This is a genomic window from Rhodococcus sp. Z6_132 (assembly GCF_058133635.1).
The window spans coordinates 563,215-584,773 of sequence record NZ_JBYUNP010000002.1 but is presented as its reverse complement, the minus strand read 5'-3'; the positions used below and the strand labels follow the sequence as shown (position 1 = coordinate 584,773).

Below are 21,559 nucleotides of genomic sequence, written 5' to 3'. Positions count from 1 at the left end.
CGTCGTGGTGCTCATCCTGGAGCTCATCGTGGTGCCGTCCGCTCGTCGAATCCGCGCCGGGACGCTCCCGGCGTCACCGATGGTGAGTCGGTCTTGCCGCCCTTCTGCGACGACGTCAGCTGCCACGGCACGCTGGTCACCATCACGCCGGGCTGGAACAGCAGCCGGCTCTTCAGCCGCAGCGCGCTCTGGTTGTGCAGCAGCTGCTCCCACCAGTGCCCCACCACGTACTCCGGCACGTACACCGTCACCACGTCGCGCGGGGACTCCCGGCGCACCCGGCTCACGTAGTCCAGGACCGGTCGGGTGATCTCCCGGTACGGCGACTCCACCACCTTCAGCGGCACCGGGATGTTGCGGGCGTTCCACTCCCGCACCAGCGCCCGGGTGTCCTTGTCGTCGACGTTCACCGTCACCGCCTCGAGCACGTCCGGCCGGGTCACCCGGGCGTAGGCCAGCGCCCGGATGGTCGGCTTGTGCAGCTTGGAGACGAGCACGATGGAGTGGTTGCGGCTGGGCAGCACCTGTTCACCCTCCGCCGACTCCAGCTCCACCGCCACCCGCTGGTAGTGCCGGTGGATCATCGTCATCATCAGGTAGAGCATCCCCATCGCCAGGATCGCGATCCACGCACCCGCCAGGAACTTGGTGAGCAGCACGATCACCAGCACGGCACCGGTCATGGTCATGCCCACCGCGTTGATGGTCTGGGACCGCCGCATCCCTCGACGCGCCATCGGGTCGGTCTCCACCTGCATCAGCCGGCTCCAGTGCCGGACCATGCCGAACTGGCTCACGGTGAAGGAGACGAACACCCCCACCACGTACAGGTTGAGCAGCGAGGTGACGCTGGCCTGGAAGGACACCACCAGCACGATCGCGGCGGCGGCGAGGAAGACGATGCCGTTGGAGAAGGCCAGCCGGTCGCCACGGGTGTGCAGCTGGCGCGGGAGGTAGCGGTCCTGGGCCAGGATCGAGCCGAGCACCGGGAAGCCGTTGAACGCGGTGTTGGCCGCCAGGGCCAGCACCAGGCCGGTGACGGCCGCGATGAAGTAGAAGCCCGGGGAGAAGCCGGAGAACACGGCCTGCGCGATCTGCGCCACCAAGGTCTTCTGCTCGTAGCCGGCGGGGGCTCCGTGCAGCTGGGTGGCCGGGTCCTCGGCGATGCGCACGTCGGTGAGCACCGCCAGGCTGACCAGGCCCAGCAGCATGGTCACCGAGATGACGCCGAGCAGCAGCAGCGTGGTGGCCGCGTTCTTGGACTTGGGCTTGCGGAAGGCGGGCACCCCGTTGCTGATGGCCTCCACCCCGGTGAGTGCCGCCGAGCCCTGGCTGAACGCGCGCAGCAGCAGGAAGGCCAGCGCGAACCCGGTGAGCTCGCTGCCGTGCTCGGGGACCAGCTCGAAGCTGGCCGACTCCGCCTGCACGTCGTCGCCGAGCAGCAGGATCCGGCTCAGTCCCCAGGCGATCATCACCAGCATGCCGCCCATGAAGGCGTAGGTCGGCAGCGCGAAGGCGGTGCCGGACTCGCGCAGCCCGCGCAGGTTCACCGCGGTGAGCAGGATGATCGCCGCCACGGCGAAGGTCACCTTGTGGGTGGCGATGAACGGCACGGCCGAGCCGATGTTGTCCGCGGCGGAAGAGATCGAGACGGCGACGGTGAGCGTGTAGTCGACCAGCAGCGCGCTGGCGACGGTGAGCCCGGCCGGCTTGCCGATGTTCACCGTGGCCACCTCGTAGTCGCCACCGCCGGAGGGGTAGGCGTGCACGTTCTGGCGGTAGCTGGTGACCACCACGAGCATCACCACCGCCACCACAAGGCCGATCCACGGCGCGTAGGTGTACGCCGCCAGCCCGGACACCGAGAGCATCAGGAAGATCTCTTGCGGTGCGTAGGCCACCGACGACATGGCGTCGGACGCGAACACCGGTAGCGCAAGCCTTTTGGGCAGCAGCGTGTCGCTCAGGGTGTCGCTGCGGAAGGGGCGGCCAAGCAGCAGGCGCTTGGCCACGCTCGAGATGGTGGGCACGAGGGTGAAGCGTAGGCCCCCAGCGCGTCAGCACCGGCCGGGCTGGCCACGGTTGCGCAGCGGCTGGCTGTAGCGTTCGCTACTTCCGGGAGCCACCAGCTGGAGGTCAGCACAAGTGCACGTCGTCATCATGGGCTGTGGGCGCGTCGGGTCGTCGCTTGCGGCCGGGCTCGAGCGCCTCGGCCACGACGTCGCGGTGATCGACCGCGACGCCCTGTCCTTCCGTCGCCTCGGCGCCGACTTCGCCGGCCGACAGATCACCGGCATGGGCTTTGACCGGGACGTGCTCATCGCCGCCGGCATCGAGCGGGCCGGCGCGTTCGCCGCGGTCTCCAGCGGTGACAACTCCAACATCATCTCCGCCCGGGTGGCCCGGGAGAACTTCGGCGTGGAGCGGGTGGTGGCCCGGATCTACGACGCCAAGCGGGCCGCGGTGTACGAGCGGCTGGGCATCCCCACCGTCGCCACCGTGCCCTGGACCACCGACCGCTTCCTGCGCACCCTGATGCAGGACAGCAGCTCCACCGCCTGGCGTGATCCCTCCGGCACCGTCGCGGTGCTCGAGGTCACCCTGCACGAGGACTGGGCGGGCCGGCGCGTCACCGACCTGGAGCAGACCATCGGCGCCCGCGTCGCGTTCATCCTGCGCTTCGGCGTCGGCGTGCTGCCCGACCGGCGCACGGTGGTGCAGGCCGACGACCAGGTCTACGTGGCCGCGGTCGCCGGCACTGTCGCCGAGGCCTCGGTGCTCGCCGCCGCGCCGCCGCCGGAGGAGTGAGCGCATGACGAGCCAGCCGAGCACGGGCAGCCACGACCACCGACAGGAGCAGGACACATGAGGGTCGCCATCGCCGGAGCAGGCAAGGTGGGCCGCTCGATCGCCAGGGAGCTGGTGGAGAACGACCACGAGGTGATGCTCATCGAGCGCGACCTCTCCCACATCGACGGCAGCGCGGTCCCCGCCGCGGAGTGGGTGCACGCCGACGCCTGCGAGCTGGCTTCCCTGGAGGAGGCCGGGCTGCAGGACTGCGAGGTGGTCATCGCCACCACCGGTGACGACAAGGCCAACCTGGTGGTCAGCCTGCTGGCCAAGACGGAGTTCGCGGTCCGCCGCGTGGTGGCCCGTGTGAACGAGCCGCGCAACGAGTGGCTGTTCACCGAGGCCTGGGGCGTCGACGTGGCGGTCTCCACCCCGCGCATGCTGGCCGCGATGGTCGAGGAGGCGGTGTCCGTCGGCGACCTGGTGCGCCTGATGACGCTGCGCCAGGGCCAGGCCAACCTGGTGGAGGTGACGCTGCCGCTGGACACCCCGTTGGCGGGCAAGCCGGTGAGCAGCCTGCAGCTGCCCCGCGACGCCGCGCTGGTGACCGTGCTGCGCGGCGGCCGGGTGATCGTGCCGCTGCCCGACGACTCCTTCGAGGGCGGCGACGAGCTGCTGTTCGTGGCCTCGGTCGAGGTGGAGGACCAGATCCGCACCGCGCTCAAGCGCTGAGCGAGACCCGGGGCGTCAGTCTCGCTGCTGCGGCCCCGCGCTGGGCTGGCCCGGCGGCTCGGGGGGCGCTGGTGCGACCGGGGGCGTCCCAGCCTCGATGATGCGGTCGGCTCGGCGCACGCAGGCGAAGGTCACCAGCAGCGCCAGGCCGTACAGCGGCAGGCCCATGCCGATCCGCGCGGTGGCCAGCCAGCCCTCCTGGTCGTTGCCGTAGAGCCACTGCTGCACCACGAAGCGCGCTCCGAAGACCGCCACCCAGGCCAGCGTGGCCACGTCGTAGGCGCGGACCGCGCCCCGGTGCGCGCGCCAGGCCCAGCCGTGCCCGTTGAGGAACGACCACACCACGCCCACCAGCGGCCACCGCACCACCACCGACAGCGCGAAGAGCGCTCCGTAGACCAGGCTCGTGTAGATGCCCAGCAGGAAGTAGCCCTTGGCCGTGCCGGTGCGGTGGGCGATGTAGGCGGCGATGGCCACGCCGAAGAGTCCGGAGATCGCCGGCTGGACGCCTTCCTTGCGCACCGCCCGCAGCACGGCGATGGCGGCCGCGGTCCCCACCGCGGACCAGATGGCCGGGGTCAGGCTCGTCAGCGAGTTCACGACGACGAAGACCACCACGGGCAGGCTGGAGGCGAGCACTCCGCTGGTGCCGCCCATCTGCTCCAGCAGGGTCTTCTGGACCGGCGACGTCACCGGCGGTGCCGGGGGCTCGGGAGGTGTGCGGGAACCAGCAGCTGGATCGCTACTGCCCACACTGCAGCTCGTAGTGCGGGTTGTAGAGCACCTTGGCGCCGTTGCGCTCGGCGAGGCGACCGCGCACCTGCACGGTGCGGCCCGCCTCGATGCCGGGAATGCGGCGGCGGCCGATCCACACCAGGGTGATGCCGTCGGTGCCGTCGAAGAGCTCGGCCTCCAGGCTGGCGTCGCACCCGGCCGGGCTGCCCTCGGTGCTGCGGAGGCGCCCGAGCACGGTGACCTCCTCGCCCCGCGAGCAGTCGCAGGCCCGGCGAGCGCCGGCGGCCTCCGAGGTCTGGGTGATCTCATGGGCGTCGAGCTCGGCGACGTCGGTGGTGAGGCGGCGGGCGAGCCGCCGGAAGTAGCCGGCCTCGGTGCTGGCCATGGGGCGCTCCGTTGCGCTTGAGGAGGTACCTGGGACGGTCCCAGGTGTTGGGCTTGGTGAGCCTAACGCTCCCTGTGTACACCGCGTAACCCCAACCGGGAAGGATCGGGTGCATGCCCGAAATCGGACACCGTCCCCCGCCCCGCGCGGTGCTGCTGCCCGGCACCGGCTCGGACGCCGACTTCGTCCGCCGGGCGTTCGGAAAAGCGCTCGCCGCCTGCGGGATCGACCTGGTGGCGGTCGAGCCCGACCCGGTCGACGTGGTGGCCGGCTACCGTGCGGCACTGGACGCTGCGGCGCGGGACTGTCACGGAGCGCTACTTGTGGGGGGCGTCTCACTTGGGGCCACCGTGGCGGCAGGCTGGGCCCGGGAGCACCCAGGAGTCCTCAGTGGCCTGCTGGTCGCGCTGCCGGCGTGGCTGGGCGAGCCGGGTGACGCGCCCGCCGCGCTCAGTGCCCGCTTCTCCGCCCGGCGCCTGCGGGAGCACGGTCTGGAGGCGGTGCTGGCCGAGGTGAACGCCTCCACACCGCCGTGGCTGTCCGCGGAGCTGAGCCGCGCCTGGCGCCGGCAGTGGCCCGCTCTGCCCACGGCCATGGACCACGCTGCCACCGCTGTGGGGCCCACGGCGACGGAGCTGGCCGAGCTGGGTGTGCCGACGGGCGTGGCGGGCGCGGTGGACGACCCGGTGCACCCGCTCGCGGTGGCCCAGCAGTGGGTGGCCTGCGCCCCTGCGGCCGTGCTGGACACGGTGACGCTGGCCGAGCTGGGCGCCGACCCCGGGGTGCTGGGGACCGCGTGCGTGCGGGCCTGGCAGGCCGCCCGCGCGGTGTCGGCAGCGCGGGCCGTCCGCTAGCTGTTCTGGGGGGAGCTCGGCTGACCGGACGAGTCCGGAGCGTCCGACTCCTCACCAGCCGGTCCCTGGGCGCCAGCGTCCTGCTGGGCGCGGGCCGCCTCCAGCTGGTCGGCCAGCACGGTGGGCAGGCGCACCGGCAGCGGCGAGCGGACCGGCAGCGGCTCGGTGCCGCGCACCACCACGGTGTCCCGCAGCAGCGCACGGGCCACGTCGGCCAGCTCGGCCTGCTTCTCGTCCGGGCCGGCGGCTACGCAGCGCACCATCCAGCGCGGACCGTCCACGCCGATGAACCGCATGGTGGCGCCGGCGCCCACGCCGATCACCTCACGGCCCCAGTGGCCGTCCTCGAGGCGAACCTCGGCGCCGTCGTCCTTGAGGGACTGGGCCAGCTCGCCGAGCACCTCGCGCCACATGCCCTCGCTGCGCGGCGCGGCGAAGGCGGCGATGGTGATGCGGCCGACCTCGGTGAGCAGGTGCAGCGCCCGCAGGGTGCCGTCCTCCTCCATCTCCACCTGGATCTGGGCGCCCTCCAGCAGCGGCACCCGCACCGACCCCAGGTCGAGGCGACCGTCGGCCTCCGGCTCGGCGTCGACCTCGCTGCTGTCGTAGGGGCCGTCGGCGGGGATGTCCGCGTCGTCGTCCGCCTGCTCGGCCAGCAGGTCCTCGGGAATGTCGGTCACGGTGGCCTCGGCCTCCGCCTCGCTCGCCCGCTTGTTGCGCCGCCCAAACATCGTCACTGCCCCTCAGTCGTGGTGCTACCCAGTGTGCTCATGCCGGTGGAGCCGTGCCCACCAGCTCCGCGCTCGGTGTCGGCGAGCTCGTCCACCTCGACGAAGCTGACCTGCGCCACCCGCTGCACCAGCAGCTGGGCGACCCGGTCTCCGCGCTGCAGCTCGATCGTGGCGGAACGGTCGTGGTTGACCAGGCACACCTTGATCTCCCCGCGGTAGCCGGCGTCGATGGTGCCTGGTGCGTTGAGCACGCCCAGTCCCAGCCGGGCCGCCAGGCCGGAGCGGGGGTGCACCAGGCCCACGTAGCCGGGCGGCAGCGCCAGGGCCAGGCCGGTGCCGACCAGCACCCGCTCACCCGGCTCCAGCCGCACCTCGTCCAGGGTGCACAGGTCCACGCCGGCGTCGTCGGCGTGCGCCCGACGGGGCACCACCGCGTCCGGGTGCAGTCGCCGCAGCGCGACCTCGAGCTGCTCGGGAGCGGCATGGACGGCAGAGGGGGACGGCACGGCGGCCGAGACTACCCTGGGGACCATGGCCGAACCTGCATCACCAGCCAGCTCCACGACCGGAGCGGGCGCAACCACCCGCGGCGCCTACACCGAGCGGCTGTGGGTCCCGTGGTGGTGGTGGCCGCTGGGCATCTTCGTGGCCGCCCTGCTGGCCGCCGAGGTGCACATGGGCGCACCGGGAGTGCGTGCGTGGCTGCCCTACGTCGTGCTGGTGCCGTTCGCGGCCTGGACGCTGGTCCGCATGGGCTCGCTGCGGCTGTCGGTGCGCGACGGCGAGCTCCGGGTGGGCGACGCCCACATCCCGGTGTCGCTGATCGCCCGTGCGGCGCCGGTGCCGGCCACCGCCAAGCGCGCCGCCATGGGCCGTCAGCTCGACCCGGCTGCCTACGTGCAGCACCGCACCTGGGTGCCCACCATGGTGCTGCTGGTGCTGGACGACCCCGACGACCCGACGCCGTACTGGCTGGTCAGCACCCGCCACCCGGACCGCGTCATCGCCGCGCTGCAGGAGGCGGGCCTGGGCGCCGAGCGCGACTGAGCACACCCGCACGACAAGAGGGGGAGGCCTGCAGCTGCAGGCCTCCCCCTCTGTCGTGCGCCGTCCCTCGGTGGTGCAGGGCGCGGGCGGCAGTGCGCCTCAGGCCGCGCAGTCGCGGCAGATCGGCATGCCCTTGCGCTCGCCGGCGAAGCGGCTGCGGTGGTGCACCAGGAAGCAGCTGGAGCAGGTGAACTCGTCCGCCTGCTTGGGCACCACCCGCACCGACAGCTCCTCACCGGAGAGGTCTGCGCCGGGAAGCTCGAAGGACTCCGCGGTGTCGGTCTCGTCGACGTCGACGGCCGAGGACTGCGCCTCGTTGCGTCGCGCCTTGAGCTCCTCGAGCGAGTCCTCGGATATGTCGTCGGACTCCGTGCGTCGTGGAGCGTCGTAGTCTTGTGCCATCTTTGTTCCCCTGTCCTGCCTGTCTCTCGTGCTGCCCGTGTGTTGCCCGGCCGTGCTGGTGGTGCGCCCGCTGGGGAGTTGGTGCCCGGTGCGGTGGTGTCCTGAGCTGGTCTCGCGAAGCTGACACCTCAGAGCAGGCTCGTCACCTGTTCGGCATTCGCCAGGTGTGGCTGCTCAACGTTCAGGTGCCCTTCCTTGTGCCCGCCGCCAGTGTGATCTACGTCACGCTTTCCGCGTGCTCGGGGAAGACATCGTGGCGGGCGGAGCGGCTGGACCATAGCCGACGAACCTGAACGGCAGGTGAGATGTGCCCGATTCCCGGCCAGAAGAGCCTGTGTTTCGTGGCACACCCGGTTCCCGGCGGTGGACGGGGCGCGGTTGTACGGTGCGCGGATGAGCAGCGAGCAGACCGCCCAGCCCCGTCCGCCGGCCGTGGACACCGTGCGCGAGGGCGCTCCCCCGGAGGTGGTCGGACCCTGGCTCGCCCAGCAGCTGGACGACCCGCGGTGGGCCACCTGCGACGTCACGCCCATCGGCGACGGCCGCTCCAACCTCACCTTCGGCGTGCACAGCCCGGCCGGCTCGGTGGTGCTGCGGCGGCCGCCGCTGGGCTCGGTGGCCGCCACCGCGCACGACATGGGCCGGGAGCGCACCGTCCTCACCGCGCTGGCCGGAACCGCCGTGCCCGTCCCCCAGGTGCTGGCCGGGCAGCGCGAGGCCGACCTGCTCGGCGCCCCCTTCTACGTGATGGAGCTGGTCGAGGGCACCGTGCCCACCGGCGCCGACGGCGACGCCTGGGCTGATCGCCCGGGCGTCCGCGCGCGGGCGGGTGCGGCGATGGTGAACTGCCTGGCCGAGCTGCACAGCATCGACCCGTCCTCGGTCGGACTGGCCGAGTTCGGCCGGCCGGAGGGCTTCATGGCCCGGCAGCTGCGCCGCTGGAGCGCCCAGTGGGAGACCTGGCGCGACGGGCTGGCCGCCGCCTCGGGCAGTGACAGCCCCCGCCCGGAGCTCACCCGGCTCGCCGAGCGCCTCAGCGTCGCGGTGCCCACCTCGGCCGGCGCCAGCATCGTGCACGGCGACTACCGGCTGGAGAACATGATCTTCGCCCCCGAGGACCCCGCCCAGGTCCGCGCGGTGCTGGACTGGGAGATGTCCACCCTGGGGGATCCGCTGTCCGACCTGGGGCTGATGTTCATCTACTGGCACCAGGCCGAGGAGCAGGACGTGTGGCGCGCGGCCCAGGTGCTGCCCAGCGTCACCCGGCTGCCCGGCTTCCCCACCCGCATCGAGCTGCTGCACCACTACGCGCACCGGCGCGACCTCGACCCGCAGGCCCTGGAGCAGGACATCCAGTTCTACGTGGCGTTCGGCGCCTTCAAGCTGGCGGTGGTGCTGGCCGGCGTGGCCGCCCGCGCCAACGCCGGCGCGGCCGACGCCCGCACCGCCGCCGGCATCCTCACCGCCCTGGACCCGCTGGTGGCGCTGGGCCACCACGTCCTCGACCACGGCGTCCGCTAGACACGCCCGGACGGGCCCGCGCCGGGACACTGCGCCGGCCCGCGCCCGCGGCCACCTAGTCTGGTCGCGGGAACCGCGGGTACCTGGCCCTGCGCCGGCACCGGGCGGACCCTTCACCTGGCCGTGGCGGGGGCAGCGCTGCTCAGCAGCGGTCTGTCGCAGCAGCCCTCACGCGGCGGAACGAAAGGGCAGGACACGCGGTGGTTTCGCTGAGCACGGGAAGTCGGTCGCCGGGCGGCCCTCCGGGAGCGCACGACGGGTACCAACGTCGTCGCCCCCTGCCGGCCGTTGCGCTGCTCGTCGTGCTGAGCGTGCTGGTGCTGGTGGTGTGGGTGCAGGTGCTCACCCAGAGCAGCACGGCGGCGGACACCTCGGTCTGCCCCGAGCCCACCCCCGCCGGGGACAACGCCGGCATCGAGGTGGGTGTGCCGCAGACCGAGCAGGGCACCAAGATCACCTCGGCCGACCTGGCCGCGGCTCCCCCGTCCGCGCCCCAGGCCGCCCAGGTGCGGGTGCTCAACGCCAACGGCCAGCGCGGGCAGGCCTCGCTGGTGGCCGCGCAGCTGGCCCAGCTCGGCTTCACCCCGGCGCCGGACATGGCCTCCGGCAACGACACGGTGTTCACCGCGCAGGACATGCGCTGCCAGGCCCAGGTCCGCTTCGGCGAGGCTGGCAAGCCGGCGGCACGCACCCTGCAGCTGCTGGTGCCCTGCGCCGAGCTGGTGCAGGACGACCGCAAGGACCAGACGGTCGACCTGGCGCTGGGCACGGTGTTCAGCTCGCTCAGCTCCGACGCCGACGTGACCGCGGCGCTGACGGCGCTGTCCAAGCACGCCGCCGACCCGCAGACCCCGGCGCCGGACTCCACCGAGCTGGCCCAGGCCCTCTCGGTCAGCTGCTGAGACCAGCCCCGGTCAGGGCATCGGGCCGCTCCAGGCCCGCTCGACCAGGGTCAGCACTGCCGCGGACACGCCCGGGGCCGCCGCGAAGGTGAGCTCGCCCTGGCTGCCGGGGGCGGTGGCCGGGGGCGGGCGCACGTCCGCGCCGGCCTCGGCGGCGATCAGCACCCCCGCCCCCCAGTCCCACGGGCTCAGCCCGTGCTCGTAGTAGGCGTCCAGCCAGCCCGCCGCCACCGCGCACAGGTCCAGCGCCGCCGAACCCACCCGGCGCACGTCGCGCACCTGCGGCAGCAGCTCGGCCACCACCGCGCCCTGGGTGATGCGGCGCCTGGCCTGGTAGCCGAACCCGGTGGCCACCAGGGCCAGCGCGGGGTCGGTCACGTCGTTGCAGCGCAGCGGCTGGCCGTCCAGGGTCGCGCCGGCCCCCAGCGCCGCGGAGAACACCCGCCCGCTGCTCACCTCCACCACTGCGCCGGCGATGCTCTGCCCGTCGCGCTGCACCGCCACCGACACCGCGTAGAAGGGCAGCCCGTAGAGGAAGTTCACGGTTCCGTCGATGGGGTCGATCAGCCAGCGCAGACCGTCGACGGCTGCGTCCCCGCCCTCCTCCTCGCCCAGCACCGCGTCCCCGGGTCGCAGCCGCCCCAGCTCGGACCGAATGAGCTGCTCGGACTCGGTGTCAGCCAGCGTGACCGGGTCGGTGCCGGAGGTCTTGGTGCGCACCGTCCCGCTGCCGAGCACCTCCGCACGGCGGCGGGCCACCAGCTCGGCGGCGGCGGCGGCGACCTGGACGGCGACCTCGCGGAGCTCGACGCCCAGCGGATCGGGGCGCTGGGCGCCGGCGGTGGGGTGAGTCATGCCGCCATCGCAGCACACTGCGGGCCAGCGCGCCCTGACCTGGCCCATCGTGGTGCGGGCGACGTCGGGCCCGGCACGAACTAGGGTCAGGGCGACCACACCTGCACCGAGGAGCCGATGACGATGACGACCACCACGGCGGACGTGCCCGCGGACCAACGGGCTTTCGGTATCGACGTCGGCGGCACCGGCATCAAGGGCGGCATCGTCGACCTGTCGACCGGTGCGCTGATCGGGGAGCGGCTCAAGATCGCCACCCCCCAGCCCGCCACGCCAGCGGCCGTGGCGGAGACCGCCGCGGAGCTGACCCGCCGGTTCGAGTGGGACGGCCCGGTGGGGCTCACCCTGCCGTCGGTGGTCAAGGACGGTGTCGCGCTGACGGCAGCCAACATCGACAAGGCGTGGATCGGCACGGACGCCCGCGCACTGTTCAGCGAGGCGCTGGGCGGGCGAGCGGTGCGGGTGCTCAACGACGCCGACGCCGCCGGGCTGGCGGAGTACCACTACGGCGCGGGCAAGGACGTCAGCGGGCTGGTGATCCTGCTGACCTTCGGCACCGGCATCGGGTCGGCGATCATCCACGACGGGGTGCTGCTGCCCAACACCGAGTTCGGGCACATGGAGCTCGACGGCGACGACGCCGAGCACTCCGCGGCCGCGTCGGTGCGAGACGAGCGTCACCTGAGCTGGGACGAGTGGACCCCCTACGTCTCGCGGTTCCTGCGCAAGATGGAGGACCTGTTCTGGCCCGACCTGTTCATCGCCGGCGGCGGGGTGAGCCGCAAGGGCCACAAGTGGATCCCCCTGCTCGACAACCGCACGAACGTGGTGGCCGCGACCTTGAAGAACACCGCGGGCATCGTGGGCGCGGCGATGGCGGTTGCGGCGGACCTCCCAAACTGACCGGAGCGGGTAACCAGCCAGGAGTCGCTACAATGGGTTGATGTCTGCGGCCGACGCCGGGACACACCCACATGACCTCTCCGCCGAAAGCACCTCGGCGTGACGCCGCACGAACAGTCGCGAAAGGGCATACGTGGCAGCCACAAACACCCGTCAGACCGCAGCGGAGACGAGCGCGGCTGAGCCGACCGCCGTCAAGGCACCCGCGAAGAAGGCGGCCCGCAGCACGGCTGCCTCGAAGCCCGCGGCGACCGCCAAGGCTGCGGCCGGCGCGAAGGCTGCGGCCGGCGCCAAGGCTGCGGCCGGCGCCAAGGCCCCCGCCAAGCGGACCGCCAAGGCCAAGGCCACCGCCGAGAAGCAGGCCGACGCCGGACCCAAGGTCGTCGACCTGGCCGCCGGTCGCTCCGCCGACCTGCCGGACAGCGACGTCGCCCCGGAGAACGACGTCGTCGAGGTGCTCGCCGTCGGCGCTGCCGGTGACGACGACAAGGACGAGGTGGACCTCGAGCCGTCTGCGGCCGACAAGGCCTCCGGCGACTTCGTCTGGGACGAGGAGGAGTCCGAGGCCCTGCGCCAGGCGCGCAAGGACGCCGAGCTCACCGCCTCGGCCGACTCCGTCCGCGCCTACCTCAAGCAGATCGGCAAGGTCGCCCTCCTCAACGCCGAGGAGGAGGTCGAGCTGGCCAAGCGCATCGAGGCCGGCCTGTTCGCCGTCGAGCGCATGCGCCTCATCGCCGAGAAGGGCGAGAAGCTCCCCGTCGCCCAGCGCCGTGACCTGTCCTGGGTGATCCGGGACGGCAACCGCGCCAAGAACCACCTGCTCGAGGCCAACCTCCGCCTGGTGGTCTCGCTGGCCAAGCGCTACACCGGTCGCGGCATGGCGTTCCTGGACCTCATCCAGGAGGGCAACCTCGGCCTGATCCGCGCGGTGGAGAAGTTCGACTACACCAAGGGCTACAAGTTCTCCACCTACGCCACCTGGTGGATCCGCCAGGCCATCACCCGAGCCATGGCCGACCAGGCTCGTACCATCCGCATCCCGGTGCACATGGTCGAGGTCATCAACAAGCTCGGGCGCATCCAGCGCGAGCTCCTGCAGGACCTGGGCCGCGAGCCCACTCCGGAGGAGCTGGCCAAGGAGATGGACATCACCCCGGAGAAGGTGCTGGAGATCCAGCAGTACGCCCGGGAGCCCATCAGCCTCGACCAGACCATCGGTGACGAGGGCGACAGCCAGCTCGGTGACTTCATCGAGGACTCCGAGGCCGTGGTGGCCGTGGACGCCGTCAGCTTCACGCTGCTGCAGGACCAGCTCCAGTCGGTGCTGGCCACCCTCAGCGAGCGCGAGGCGGGGGTGGTGCGGCTGCGCTTCGGCCTCACCGACGGCCAGCCCCGCACCCTGGACGAGATCGGCCAGGTCTACGGCGTGACGCGGGAGCGCATCCGCCAGATCGAGTCCAAGACCATGTCCAAGCTGCGCCACCCCTCCCGCTCCCAGGTGCTGCGCGACTACCTGGACTAGCCCCCTAGGGGCGTCTGCAAGTACCACCCAGCACGCCCCAACCGGTCTGCACCCGCTACCAACCGTCGTCCGCGTCCCGCGGGCGGCGGTTGGCTGCGTGTGGGGGCAGATCGCCCGCGCCAGCCGTGCACCGGGGACCCCGGTCGCCGCTGCGGCCCGCCGCCATAGGATGGGCCCATGCCTCATTTCGACGTTGTAGTCCTTGGTGCCGGTCCCGGCGGGTACGTGGCGGCCATCCGCGCCGCCCAGCTCGGCAAGAGCGTGGCCGTGATCGAGGAGAAGTACTGGGGAGGGGTCTGCCTCAACGTGGGCTGCATCCCCTCCAAGGCGTTGCTGCGCAACGCTGAGCTGGCCCACCTGGTCACCAAGGAGGCCAAGACCTTCGGCATCAGCGGCGAGGTCTCCTTCGACTACGGCGTCGCCTTCGACCGCAGCCGCAGCGTCGCCGACGGCCGCGTCAAGGGCGTCCACTTCCTGATGAAGAAGAACAAGATCACCGAGCTGGACGGCATCGGTCGCTTCACCGACAAGAAGACCATCGAGGTGGAGCTGTCCAAGGGCGGCACCGAGACGGTCACCTTCGACGACGTGATCATCGCCACCGGCGCCTCCACCAAGCTGCTCCCCGGGACGTCGCTGTCCGAGCGCGTGGTCACCTACGAGGAGCAGATCACCAACCGCGACCTGCCCGGCAGCGTGATCATCGCCGGCGCCGGGGCCATCGGTGTGGAGTTCGCCTACGTGCTGTCCAACTACGGCGTGAAGGTCACCGTGGTGGAGTTCCTCGACCGGCTGCTGCCGCTGGAGGACGTGGACGTGTCCAAGGAGCTGGGCAAGCGCTACCGCAAGCTCGGCGTCGAGGTGCTCACCTCCACCCGGGTGGAGAAGATCGACGACTCCGGCGACCAGGTGACGGTCACCGTCACTGACAGCAAGGGCACCCGCGACCTGCAGGCCGACAAGGTCATCCAGGCCATCGGCTTCCAGCCTCGGGTGGAGGGCTACGGCCTGGACACGCTCGGCGTCAAGCTCACCGAGCGCGGCGCCATCGAGATCGACGACTACATGCGCACCAACGTCGAGCACGTGTACGCCATCGGCGACGTCACCGCCAAGCTGATGCTCGCCCACGTCGCCGAGGCCCAGGGCGTGGTGGCCGCGGAGACCATCGCCGAGGCCGAGACCATGACGCTGGAGTACCCGATGATGCCGCGGGCCACCTTCTGCCAGCCGCAGGTGGCCAGCTTCGGCTACACCGAGGCGCAGGCCCGCGAGATGGCCGACCAGAAGGGCTGGAAGGTCAAGGTCGCCCAGTTCCCCTTCACCGCCAACGGCAAGGCCCACGGCCTCGCGGAGCCCAACGGCTTCGTCAAGGTGATCGCCGACGAGACCTACGGCGAGCTGCTGGGTGCGCACCTGATCGGACCCGAGGTCACCGAGCTGCTGCCCGAGCTGACGCTGGCGCAGAAGTGGGACCTCACCGCTGCCGAGCTGGCCCGCAACGTGCACGCGCACCCGACGCTGAGCGAGGCGCTGCAGGAGACCTTCCACGGCCTCACCGGGCACATGATCAACTTCTGAGCTCCGCTCACCACGCAGCAGGCGGCGCACCCGGATGGGTGCGCCGCCTGCTGTGCTTCCGGGAACCCGGCACCACAGGGTCTGGCGGCTACGGCTCGGCCGGCTCAGGGGCGCCGAAGCGCCCGTCGGGGCCCGGCCGGTACGCGAGGACCCCGACCACCGCCGAGACCGGCAGCGGGGCGTACAGGTGCGGGAAGCGCATCGACTCGGGGTCACCCGGCACCCCCGGCTCCCAGCGCACCTCACCGGTGAGCCGCTGGGGGTCCACTCGCAGCAGCAGCACGTCCGCTCTGCCGGCGAAGAGCCGGTTCGCCGGTAGCGCCACCTGCTCGGGGGTGGACAGGTGCACGAACGGGCCCGGGTGGGCAGGGATCTCCCCCACCTGCTGGGCACGCACCCAGTCGTCCTCGAGCACCAGGTGCAGCAGCTCGCGCTCGGCCACCTAGTCGGCCCCGTGCCCGGGTGCGATCTCCTCGCCGGCGCGCACCGGTCCGGGCGGCGTGCCGTCGCCGAAGGGCCGCCCGCCCAGCTCCTCGCGGTGGTGGGCGGTGAGCCAGCCGCGCAGGTCCGGTCCCTGCGGCACGACCTGGGTGGGGTTGAGGTCGGTGTGCACCACGTAGTAGTGCTGCTTGATCTGCACGAAGTCGATGGTGTCGCCGAAGCCCGGTGTCTGGAACAGGTCGCGGGCGTAGCCCCACAGCGCCGGCATCTCGGTGAGCTTCTGCCGGTTGGCCTTGAAGTGCCCGTGGTAGACGGGGTCGAAGCGCGCCAGGGTGGTGAACAGCCGGACGTCGGCCTCGGTGATGGTGTCGCCGACGAGGTAGCGCTGCCCGCTCAGGCGCTCCTCCAGCCAGTCCAGCGCCGTCCACAGCCGGTCGTAGGCCTGGTCGTAGGCCTCCTGCGAGCCGGCGAAGCCGCACCGGTACACCCCGTTGTTGACCTCGGTGAACACCCGCTTGTTCACCTCGGCCAGCTCGTCCAGGTGCTCCTGGGGAAGCAGGTCGGGGGCGCCGTCGCGGTGGAAGTCGGTCCACTCGGTGGAGAAGTCCTCGGTGATCTGCGGGTAGTCGTTGGTGACCACCTTGCCGGTGGGCACGTCCACGATGGCAGGCACGGTGATGCCCCGCGCGTAGTCCGGGAACCGCGCGAAGTAGGCCTCCTGCAGGCGCTCGATGCCCAGCACCGGGTCCTTCCCGCCGGGGTCGAGGTCGAAGCGCCAGCTGCGCTTGTCGTGCGTGGGTCCGGGCAGCGCCAGGGAGATCGCGTCCTCCAGGCCCAGCAGCCGCCGCACGATGACGGTGCGGTTGGCCCACGGGCACGCCCGGGCGGCGACCAGCCGGTAGCGCCCGGCCTCCACCGGGTAGCCGTCGCGGCCGTCCCGGGTGATGCGCGTCTGGATGTAGGCGGTGTCGCGGGTGAACTCCTTGCCGCCCGTGACGTAGGCGCCGGCCGTGCTGTGCTCGTCCCTGGTGTCCTGGTCGTGCTCGCTGGACACGGTCTCGCTCATGGCCTGCTCCTGTGCTGGTCGCCGGAGGTGGCCGCGTCGGCAGCCCCTGTACCGCGAACCTACCGGTGCCGGCTGTCGGCCTGCGGGGGCGTCCGGAGGTTGCGCTGAGAGCGAAACGCGCACGCGTGCGCGAGCCCCTCGACGGACCGCAGGTTGGTGGTCTCGGCCCCCTGACGGCGCTCCGACCTGGGGTTTTGCCCCCGCCGGACAGTGGAGCCCCGGTAGGGAGTGCGACCGGCCACAACACGACGAGCGGGGGAACAGAACACGTCGGCCGAACGTCTGACAGAGTGCAAGGACATCAGAACGACTGTCACGAGCTTCCACGGGTGGCTACTGGTGGTTTGCAGCGAGCACACTAGGGCGTCTGCGCGAGCGGGCGTCAGGACGGAGGACACATGACCGGGACCTTGACGATCCCCGAGATCACCGCCACCGACCGGTGCGACCGGTGCGGTGCGGGCGCACGTGTCCGCGTGATGCTGCCCTCGGGCGGCGAGCTTCTCTTCTGCGGGCACCACGGTCACGAGCACGAGGCGCGTCTGCGCGACATGGACGCGACCATCGTGGAGGGAGCTCCGGTCTCCTGACCAGAGCCTGAACCAGCAGGGGCACCCACCGACGCGGTGGGTGCCCCTGCTGCTGTCTGCGGACCCGCTTCCCTGGTAGGCCGGCGGGCGCGGGCTAGGCCGGCTCGTAGGTGAGGCAGCTGGCCATGTCAGCGCCGCCCTCGGCGCCGATGCGCACGGCGTCGGCGCTGCACTCCAGGTTGCTGTTGTGCGTGCAGTCCACGCGTTGGCAGGCACCCACCTGGGCCTGGGCCCGCGGCAGCCCGCCCTTGGTGGTCAGCGGGATGAAGGTGCCGCAGTCGGCGGTGCCGTTCTGCCCGTGGACGTTGATGGCAAAGGCGTGACACCCGTGCTCGTTGTAGGAACAGCTGCTGACCGTGCAGTCGGCGACCTGGGGCATCTCGAGCGTGGCCATGGGAACCTCCGAGCGGAGAACGTCGGGTGAGCGTGCGACCTCCTCGACGGTAGCCACGCCCACCGTCGCCCACCAGCAAGGTGAGCCTCCCCTGACCAGCAGGTTCACTCCACCCGGAGTGCAGCTACCACTTGCGCAGCAAGGCGATCCGCTCGTTCAGCTGCTCCACGGTGGCCATCGCGGTGGGCGGCCCGCCGCACTTCTCCCGCAGGTCGCGGTGGATCACCCCGTGCGGCTGCCCGGTGCGGTGGTTGCGCATCGCCACCAGCGTGTTCAGCTCGCGGCGCAGCGCGGCCAGCTTGGCGGCGGTGTCAGCGGTGCGCACCGGCGCCGGGGCGGGTGCGGCCGGCTCGGGCGCGCGGCTGTCGAGCTGCTCGCTCTGCCGCTTGCGCAGCAGGTCGCGCATCTGGGTGGGGTCCAGCAGGCCCGGCAGCCCCAGGTAGTCGGCCTCCTCGTCGCTGCCGGAGAACGCCGCGGTCCCGAAGCTGGAGCCGTCGTAGATCACCTGGTCCAGCTCGGCGTCGGCGCCCAGGGAGGTGAAGGACTGCTCCTCCTCCCCCGGCTCGTCCTGCTGCTTGTTGGCCTGGGCGAGCAGCTGGTCGTCCAGCCCCTCCGGCTCGCGGTGCGGCTTGCCCAGCACGTGGTCGCGCTGCGCCTCCAGCTGGCTGGCCAGGTCCAGCAGCACGGGCACCGAGGGCAGGAAGACGCTGGCGGTCTCCCCCTTGCGGCGCGAGCGCACGAAGCGGCCGATGGCCTGGGCGAAGTACAGCGGCGTGGCCGCGGACGTCGCGTAGACGCCGACGGCCAGGCGGGGGACGTCCACGCCCTCGCTCACCATCCGCACGGCGACCATCCACCGCTCGTTGCTCTGCGCGAAGGAGGAGATGCGCGCCGAGGACCCCGGGTCGTCGGAGAGCACCAGGGCGGGAGCCACGCCGGTGATGGCGGTGAGCAGCTCGGCGTAGGCGCGGGCCATGGTCTGGTCGGTGGCGATCACCAGCCCGCCGGCGTCCTCCATGCCGCCGGCGCGCAGCTGGCCCAACCGGGTGTCGGCGGCGTGCAGCACCGCCGGGATCCAGTCGCCGCCGGGGTCCAGCGCGGTGCGCCAGGCCCGGGCCGTCTGCTCGGCGGTGAGCGGCTCGCCCAGCCGCGCGGTGAACTCCTCGCCGGCACTGGTGCGCCAGCGGGCCTCGCCGGAGTACGCCAGGAACACCACCGGGCGCACCACGCCGTCCTTGAGCGCGTCGGCGTAGCCGTAGGTGTGGTCGGCCTTGGACCGGTCGAAGCCGTCCGGGCCGGGCTCGTAGGTGACGAACGGGATGGGGCTGTCGTCGCTGCGGAACGGCGTACCGGTCAGCGCCAGGCGCCGGGTGGCGGGGTCGAAGGCCTCCCGCACCGCGTCGCCCCAGCTCTTGGCGTCGCCGCCGTGGTGGATCTCGTCCAGGATCACCAGGGTGCGCCGGCTGTCGGTGCGGGCACGGTGCTTGAAGGGGTGCGCGGCCACCTGGGCGTAGGTCACCACCACGCCCTGGTAGTCGCCCGACGTTTGCCCGGTGGAGTTGCTGAAGCGGGAGTCCAGGGCGATGCCGGCCATCCCGGCGGCCGCGGCCCACTGGTGCTTGAGGTGCTCGGTGGGCGCGACCACGGTCACCTGGTCGATGGTGCGGTCGCGCAGCAGCTCGCTGGCCACCCGCAGCCCGAAGGTCGTCTTTCCGGCGCCCGGGGTGGCCACGGCCAGGAAGTCCTGCGGCTTGGTGGCCAGGTAGCGCGACAGCGCGCGTCGCTGCCAGGCACGCAGCGGCGCCGCCTTGGGCTGCACGTCAACGACGTCACCTACGTCATCGGCATCCAGCACGGTGACAACCAACTCCCTCACGATCACGACATGAATTCCCGGCGCGGTCCGCGCTGCGCAGCAGCACCCGGCGCCGTGCAGAGGGTAGTCGTCGACCGGCAGTGGTCCCCGTCACGACGCCCGTGCCCGCGGGTGATCGGGGCGCGGGTCGTGCCTGCAGCGGTCCGGCGGGCGACACGACGGTGCGTAACCGGCCAACCGCGGTGCGGTAGTGAATCCTGGGGGGATCATGGACTCCCCCACCAGCCGGCCCAGCGACCTGTCGGTGCGTCCCGCCGCGCGCGGACCGCACCGGCTGCTGTGGCGAACCGTGACGAAGGCGTGGGGCGACTCGATCTTCGGCCGCGCCGCGCAGGCGGCCTTCTGGCAGACGCTGTCGCTGCCGCCGCTGCTGCTGGGCCTGCTCGGCTCCATCGGCTACATCGGTGGCTGGTTCGGCCCCGACACCGTCGAGGTGGTGCAGTCCAAGATCCTCACGTTCTGCCGCAGCACGTTCAGCCCGTCGGTGGTGGACCAGATCATCGCCCCGACCGTGAGCGACGTCCTGCTGCGCGGCCGCGCCGACATCGTGTCGCTGGGCTTCCTGCTGTCGCTGTGGGCAGGGTCCTCGGCGGTCTCCTCGTTCGTGGACTCCATCGTGCTGGCCCACAACCAGCACAACGAGCGCAACCCCGTGTGGCAGCGGATCTTCGCGCTGCTGCTCTACGTGGTGGCGCTGGTGCTGGCGGTGTTCACCGTGCCGCTGCTGGCCCTGGGGCCCGGCCTGGTGTCGGAGCGGGTGCCCGAGACGTGGCGGCAGACCACCGAGACGCTCATCCAGTCGGTCTACTACCCGACGGTCGGGGTGATCGCCCTGATCGCGCTGGCCACGCTGTACAAGTTCGCGCTGCCGCGCTCGCTGCCGTGGCACCGGATGATCCCCGGCGCGATCTTCGCCGGGGCGTTCTTCCTGGCCGCCGCGGCGGGGCTGCGGATGTACTTCAGCTGGGTGACCAGCACCGGCTACACCTACGGCGCGCTGGCCAGTCCCATCGCGTTCCTGCTGTTCACGTTTTTCCTGGGCTTCGCGGTGGTGCTGGGCGCGGAGTTCAACGCCACCGTGCAGGAGTTCTGGCCGGCCAAGGCCACCCGTCTGGACCAGATGCGCGAGCGCATCCAGCTGCGGGGCCGCTCCGACGACGGTGACGGCCCCGAGGAGGACGGCCCCGAGGAGGACGTCACGGCGGAGGACAGCACGGCCGGTCCGGGAACCCACGTGTCGGTTCCGACAGACGGTGCCTCGCCGGTGCCCGAGCCCAGCGACACGGCCCGAGTCCGCGCGGCAGGCGGCGGTCCGGCTGCCACTGCGTCGTCCCGGGTGCGCGTCGCCGGCCGAGGCGGCGCCCCCACCGCCGCCCGCGACGCGACCACCAGCACGCTGGGGCGGCTGGGCACGCGCATCACCACGCCGCGCACCCTCAGCTTCACGCCCTCAGGCGTGCCGAGAGCTCAGTCGTCGCCGCCGGGACGCAGGCCCTCGTAGACCTTCTTGCAGTCCGGGCACACCGGGGAGCCCGGCTTGGCCGACCGCGTGACCGGGAAGACCTCGCCGCAGAGAGCCACCACGTGGGTGCCCATGACGGCGCTCTCCGCGATCTTGTTCTTCTTGACGTAGTGGAAGACCTTGGGCGTGTCGTCGCCGGTCGTCTCGCGCTCGCGGGTGTCCGGCGCGACCGTGGTCTGCGTGGACAGGGTGGGGTTCAGGGTCTGGGTGCTCACAGCGACCATGATGCCGCACCCAGGCACCAGCGTCACCCCTCGGTCAAGCGTCGCGCACGCCCCGTCCCGCCGTGGCTGGAGCTCAGCCCTCGATGACGTCGCGACGGGCGGGCTCGATGGCCGGACGGTCGCTGCCGTCGCCGTAGCGGTAGTGGTTCAGGTACTCCTGCTTCTGCGCCGGACCGTCGTTGGCGATGAGCACGGCCATCCACGGCAGCGGCACCGAGATGAGGATGACCGCCAGGGGCAGCCAGGGATTCTCGAAGATGGAGTACAGGACCGCGGCGATGATCAGGGCCGGGATGCGGAAGGCCATCATGATCGCGTACTTGCGGACGCGGGCCTTGTGCTGCTCGTCGTAGGAGCGCTGTGCGGCGGTGATGAGCACCGCGTCGTCGCGGCCACCGCCTCGTCCGGCAAATCCGTGTTCGGCCATTGGTTCAGTGTCCCACCGCGCCGAGAAGATCGCACCCGTCAGGGGCATCACAGCACCGG

24 protein-coding genes are annotated in these 21,559 nt (G+C 71.9%); 11 read left to right on the top strand and 13 right to left on the bottom strand.

Annotation, left to right across the window (positions count from 1 at the left end):
- Window positions 1–23 precede the first annotated feature (23 nt).
- Window positions 24–2,030 carry an APC family permease gene (locus AC3YO9_RS09385; RefSeq protein WP_127783302.1) on the bottom strand — a complete coding sequence of 669 codons (2,007 nt, stop codon included), beginning with the start codon at window positions 2,028–2,030 and terminating at the stop codon, window positions 24–26.
- A gap of 115 nt (window positions 2,031–2,145) precedes the next feature.
- Between AC3YO9_RS09385 and AC3YO9_RS09380 the strand changes: the two genes are divergently transcribed.
- The gene (locus tag AC3YO9_RS09380) at window positions 2,146–2,808 is read left to right on the top strand and encodes a potassium channel family protein (RefSeq protein WP_127783304.1); all 663 of its coding nucleotides are present in this window, start codon (window positions 2,146–2,148) and stop codon (window positions 2,806–2,808) included.
- Between the two features lie 57 nt (window positions 2,809–2,865).
- Window positions 2,866–3,522 carry a potassium channel family protein gene (locus tag AC3YO9_RS09375; protein ID WP_127783306.1) on the top strand — a complete coding sequence of 219 codons (657 nt, stop codon included), beginning with the start codon at window positions 2,866–2,868 and terminating at the stop codon, window positions 3,520–3,522.
- A gap of 15 nt (window positions 3,523–3,537) precedes the next feature.
- Here the strand turns inward: AC3YO9_RS09375 and AC3YO9_RS09370 are convergent, their stop codons facing one another.
- Both AC3YO9_RS09370 and AC3YO9_RS09365 read right to left on the bottom strand, forming a co-directional pair.
- Window positions 3,538–4,215 (bottom strand): DUF3159 domain-containing protein, encoded by a 678-nt coding sequence (locus AC3YO9_RS09370; RefSeq protein ID WP_489982954.1) that lies wholly within the window; start codon window positions 4,213–4,215, stop codon window positions 3,538–3,540.
- A gap of 49 nt (window positions 4,216–4,264) precedes the next feature.
- Window positions 4,265–4,642, bottom strand: coding sequence for an OB-fold nucleic acid binding domain-containing protein (locus tag AC3YO9_RS09365; RefSeq protein WP_127783310.1), 378 nt, complete (start codon window positions 4,640–4,642; stop codon window positions 4,265–4,267).
- 113 nt (window positions 4,643–4,755) lie between these two features.
- Here AC3YO9_RS09365 and AC3YO9_RS09360 point away from each other — a divergent pair, with 113 nt between their 5' ends.
- Window positions 4,756–5,496 (top strand): alpha/beta hydrolase, encoded by a 741-nt coding sequence (locus AC3YO9_RS09360; RefSeq protein WP_127783312.1) that lies wholly within the window; start codon window positions 4,756–4,758, stop codon window positions 5,494–5,496.
- On the opposite strand, the gene AC3YO9_RS09355 is transcribed toward AC3YO9_RS09360, so the two are convergent.
- The gene (locus AC3YO9_RS09355) at window positions 5,493–6,227 is read right to left on the bottom strand and encodes a DUF3710 domain-containing protein (protein ID WP_127784809.1); all 735 of its coding nucleotides are present in this window, start codon (window positions 6,225–6,227) and stop codon (window positions 5,493–5,495) included. The two genes, AC3YO9_RS09360 and AC3YO9_RS09355, sit on opposite strands and share 4 nt — an antisense overlap.
- Window positions 6,228–6,229: 2 nt before the next feature.
- Window positions 6,230–6,760, bottom strand: a complete 531-nt coding sequence (gene dut, locus AC3YO9_RS09350; protein WP_127783314.1) for a dUTP diphosphatase — start codon at window positions 6,758–6,760, stop codon at window positions 6,230–6,232.
- Between dut and AC3YO9_RS09345 the strand changes: the two genes are divergently transcribed.
- On the top strand, window positions 6,759–7,274 hold the full coding sequence (locus AC3YO9_RS09345) for a DUF3093 domain-containing protein (RefSeq protein WP_127783316.1): 516 nt from the start codon (window positions 6,759–6,761) through the stop codon (window positions 7,272–7,274). The genes dut and AC3YO9_RS09345 overlap by 2 nt on opposite strands.
- A gap of 99 nt (window positions 7,275–7,373) precedes the next feature.
- Here the strand turns inward: AC3YO9_RS09345 and AC3YO9_RS09340 are convergent, their stop codons facing one another.
- Window positions 7,374–7,676, bottom strand: a complete 303-nt coding sequence (locus AC3YO9_RS09340; protein WP_127783318.1) for a DUF4193 domain-containing protein — start codon at window positions 7,674–7,676, stop codon at window positions 7,374–7,376.
- Window positions 7,677–8,069: 393 nt separating this feature from the next.
- Between AC3YO9_RS09340 and AC3YO9_RS09335 the strand changes: the two genes are divergently transcribed.
- A complete protein-coding gene (locus AC3YO9_RS09335; RefSeq protein WP_489982953.1) occupies window positions 8,070–9,197 on the top strand; it encodes a phosphotransferase family protein in 1,128 nt (375 codons plus the stop codon).
- Between the two features lie 200 nt (window positions 9,198–9,397).
- Window positions 9,398–10,099 (top strand): envelope integrity protein Cei, encoded by a 702-nt coding sequence (gene cei / locus AC3YO9_RS09330; RefSeq protein ID WP_489982952.1) that lies wholly within the window; start codon window positions 9,398–9,400, stop codon window positions 10,097–10,099.
- Between the two features lie 12 nt (window positions 10,100–10,111).
- Here cei and AC3YO9_RS09325 read toward each other — a convergent pair whose 3' ends face one another.
- A complete protein-coding gene (locus tag AC3YO9_RS09325) occupies window positions 10,112–10,954 on the bottom strand; it encodes an inositol monophosphatase family protein (protein ID WP_489982951.1) in 843 nt (280 codons plus the stop codon).
- Between the two features lie 117 nt (window positions 10,955–11,071).
- On the opposite strand from AC3YO9_RS09325, the gene ppgK reads away from it, so the two are divergent.
- The 3 genes from ppgK (at window position 11,072) to lpdA (ending at window position 14,960) form a co-directional block, all read left to right on the top strand.
- The gene (ppgK, locus tag AC3YO9_RS09320) at window positions 11,072–11,857 is read left to right on the top strand and encodes a polyphosphate--glucose phosphotransferase (RefSeq protein ID WP_127783324.1); all 786 of its coding nucleotides are present in this window, start codon (window positions 11,072–11,074) and stop codon (window positions 11,855–11,857) included.
- Window positions 11,858–11,990: 133 nt separating this feature from the next.
- A complete protein-coding gene (locus AC3YO9_RS09315) occupies window positions 11,991–13,379 on the top strand; it encodes an RNA polymerase sigma factor (protein WP_489982950.1) in 1,389 nt (462 codons plus the stop codon).
- Window positions 13,380–13,556: 177 nt separating this feature from the next.
- Window positions 13,557–14,960, top strand: a complete 1,404-nt coding sequence (gene lpdA / locus AC3YO9_RS09310; RefSeq protein ID WP_127783328.1) for a dihydrolipoyl dehydrogenase — start codon at window positions 13,557–13,559, stop codon at window positions 14,958–14,960.
- 88 nt (window positions 14,961–15,048) lie between these two features.
- Here lpdA and AC3YO9_RS09305 read toward each other — a convergent pair whose 3' ends face one another.
- Both AC3YO9_RS09305 and AC3YO9_RS09300 read right to left on the bottom strand, forming a co-directional pair.
- Entirely contained in the window at window positions 15,049–15,402 is a 354-nt protein-coding gene (locus AC3YO9_RS09305) for a DUF952 domain-containing protein (protein WP_164860632.1), read from the bottom strand.
- A complete protein-coding gene (locus AC3YO9_RS09300; protein ID WP_489982949.1) occupies window positions 15,403–16,467 on the bottom strand; it encodes a glutathione S-transferase family protein in 1,065 nt (354 codons plus the stop codon). It lies immediately after the preceding gene.
- Between the two features lie 398 nt (window positions 16,468–16,865).
- Here AC3YO9_RS09300 and AC3YO9_RS09295 point away from each other — a divergent pair, with 398 nt between their 5' ends.
- Window positions 16,866–17,057 carry a DUF7455 domain-containing protein gene (locus tag AC3YO9_RS09295; RefSeq protein ID WP_127783332.1) on the top strand — a complete coding sequence of 64 codons (192 nt, stop codon included), beginning with the start codon at window positions 16,866–16,868 and terminating at the stop codon, window positions 17,055–17,057.
- A 94-nt stretch (window positions 17,058–17,151) separates the two neighbouring features.
- Here the strand turns inward: AC3YO9_RS09295 and AC3YO9_RS09290 are convergent, their stop codons facing one another.
- Complete coding sequence (locus AC3YO9_RS09290) at window positions 17,152–17,451, bottom strand: DUF1540 domain-containing protein (RefSeq protein WP_489982948.1); 300 nt, start codon at window positions 17,449–17,451, stop codon at window positions 17,152–17,154.
- A gap of 124 nt (window positions 17,452–17,575) precedes the next feature.
- Window positions 17,576–19,306 (bottom strand): DEAD/DEAH box helicase, encoded by a 1,731-nt coding sequence (locus tag AC3YO9_RS09285; RefSeq protein ID WP_127784812.1) that lies wholly within the window; start codon window positions 19,304–19,306, stop codon window positions 17,576–17,578.
- Between the two features lie 229 nt (window positions 19,307–19,535).
- Between AC3YO9_RS09285 and AC3YO9_RS09280 the strand changes: the two genes are divergently transcribed.
- Window positions 19,536–20,828: a YihY/virulence factor BrkB family protein gene (locus AC3YO9_RS09280; protein ID WP_489982947.1), complete on the top strand. Its 1,293-nt coding sequence runs from the start codon at window positions 19,536–19,538 to the stop codon at window positions 20,826–20,828.
- On the opposite strand, the gene AC3YO9_RS09275 is transcribed toward AC3YO9_RS09280, so the two are convergent.
- Together AC3YO9_RS09275 and AC3YO9_RS09270 are read right to left on the bottom strand one after the other, a co-directional pair.
- Window positions 20,795–21,037, bottom strand: a complete 243-nt coding sequence (locus AC3YO9_RS09275) for a DUF3039 domain-containing protein (RefSeq protein WP_127784813.1) — start codon at window positions 21,035–21,037, stop codon at window positions 20,795–20,797. The genes AC3YO9_RS09280 and AC3YO9_RS09275 overlap by 34 nt on opposite strands.
- A gap of 109 nt (window positions 21,038–21,146) precedes the next feature.
- Window positions 21,147–21,500: a DUF3099 domain-containing protein gene (locus AC3YO9_RS09270; RefSeq protein ID WP_489982946.1), complete on the bottom strand. Its 354-nt coding sequence runs from the start codon at window positions 21,498–21,500 to the stop codon at window positions 21,147–21,149.
- Window positions 21,501–21,559 lie beyond the last annotated feature (59 nt).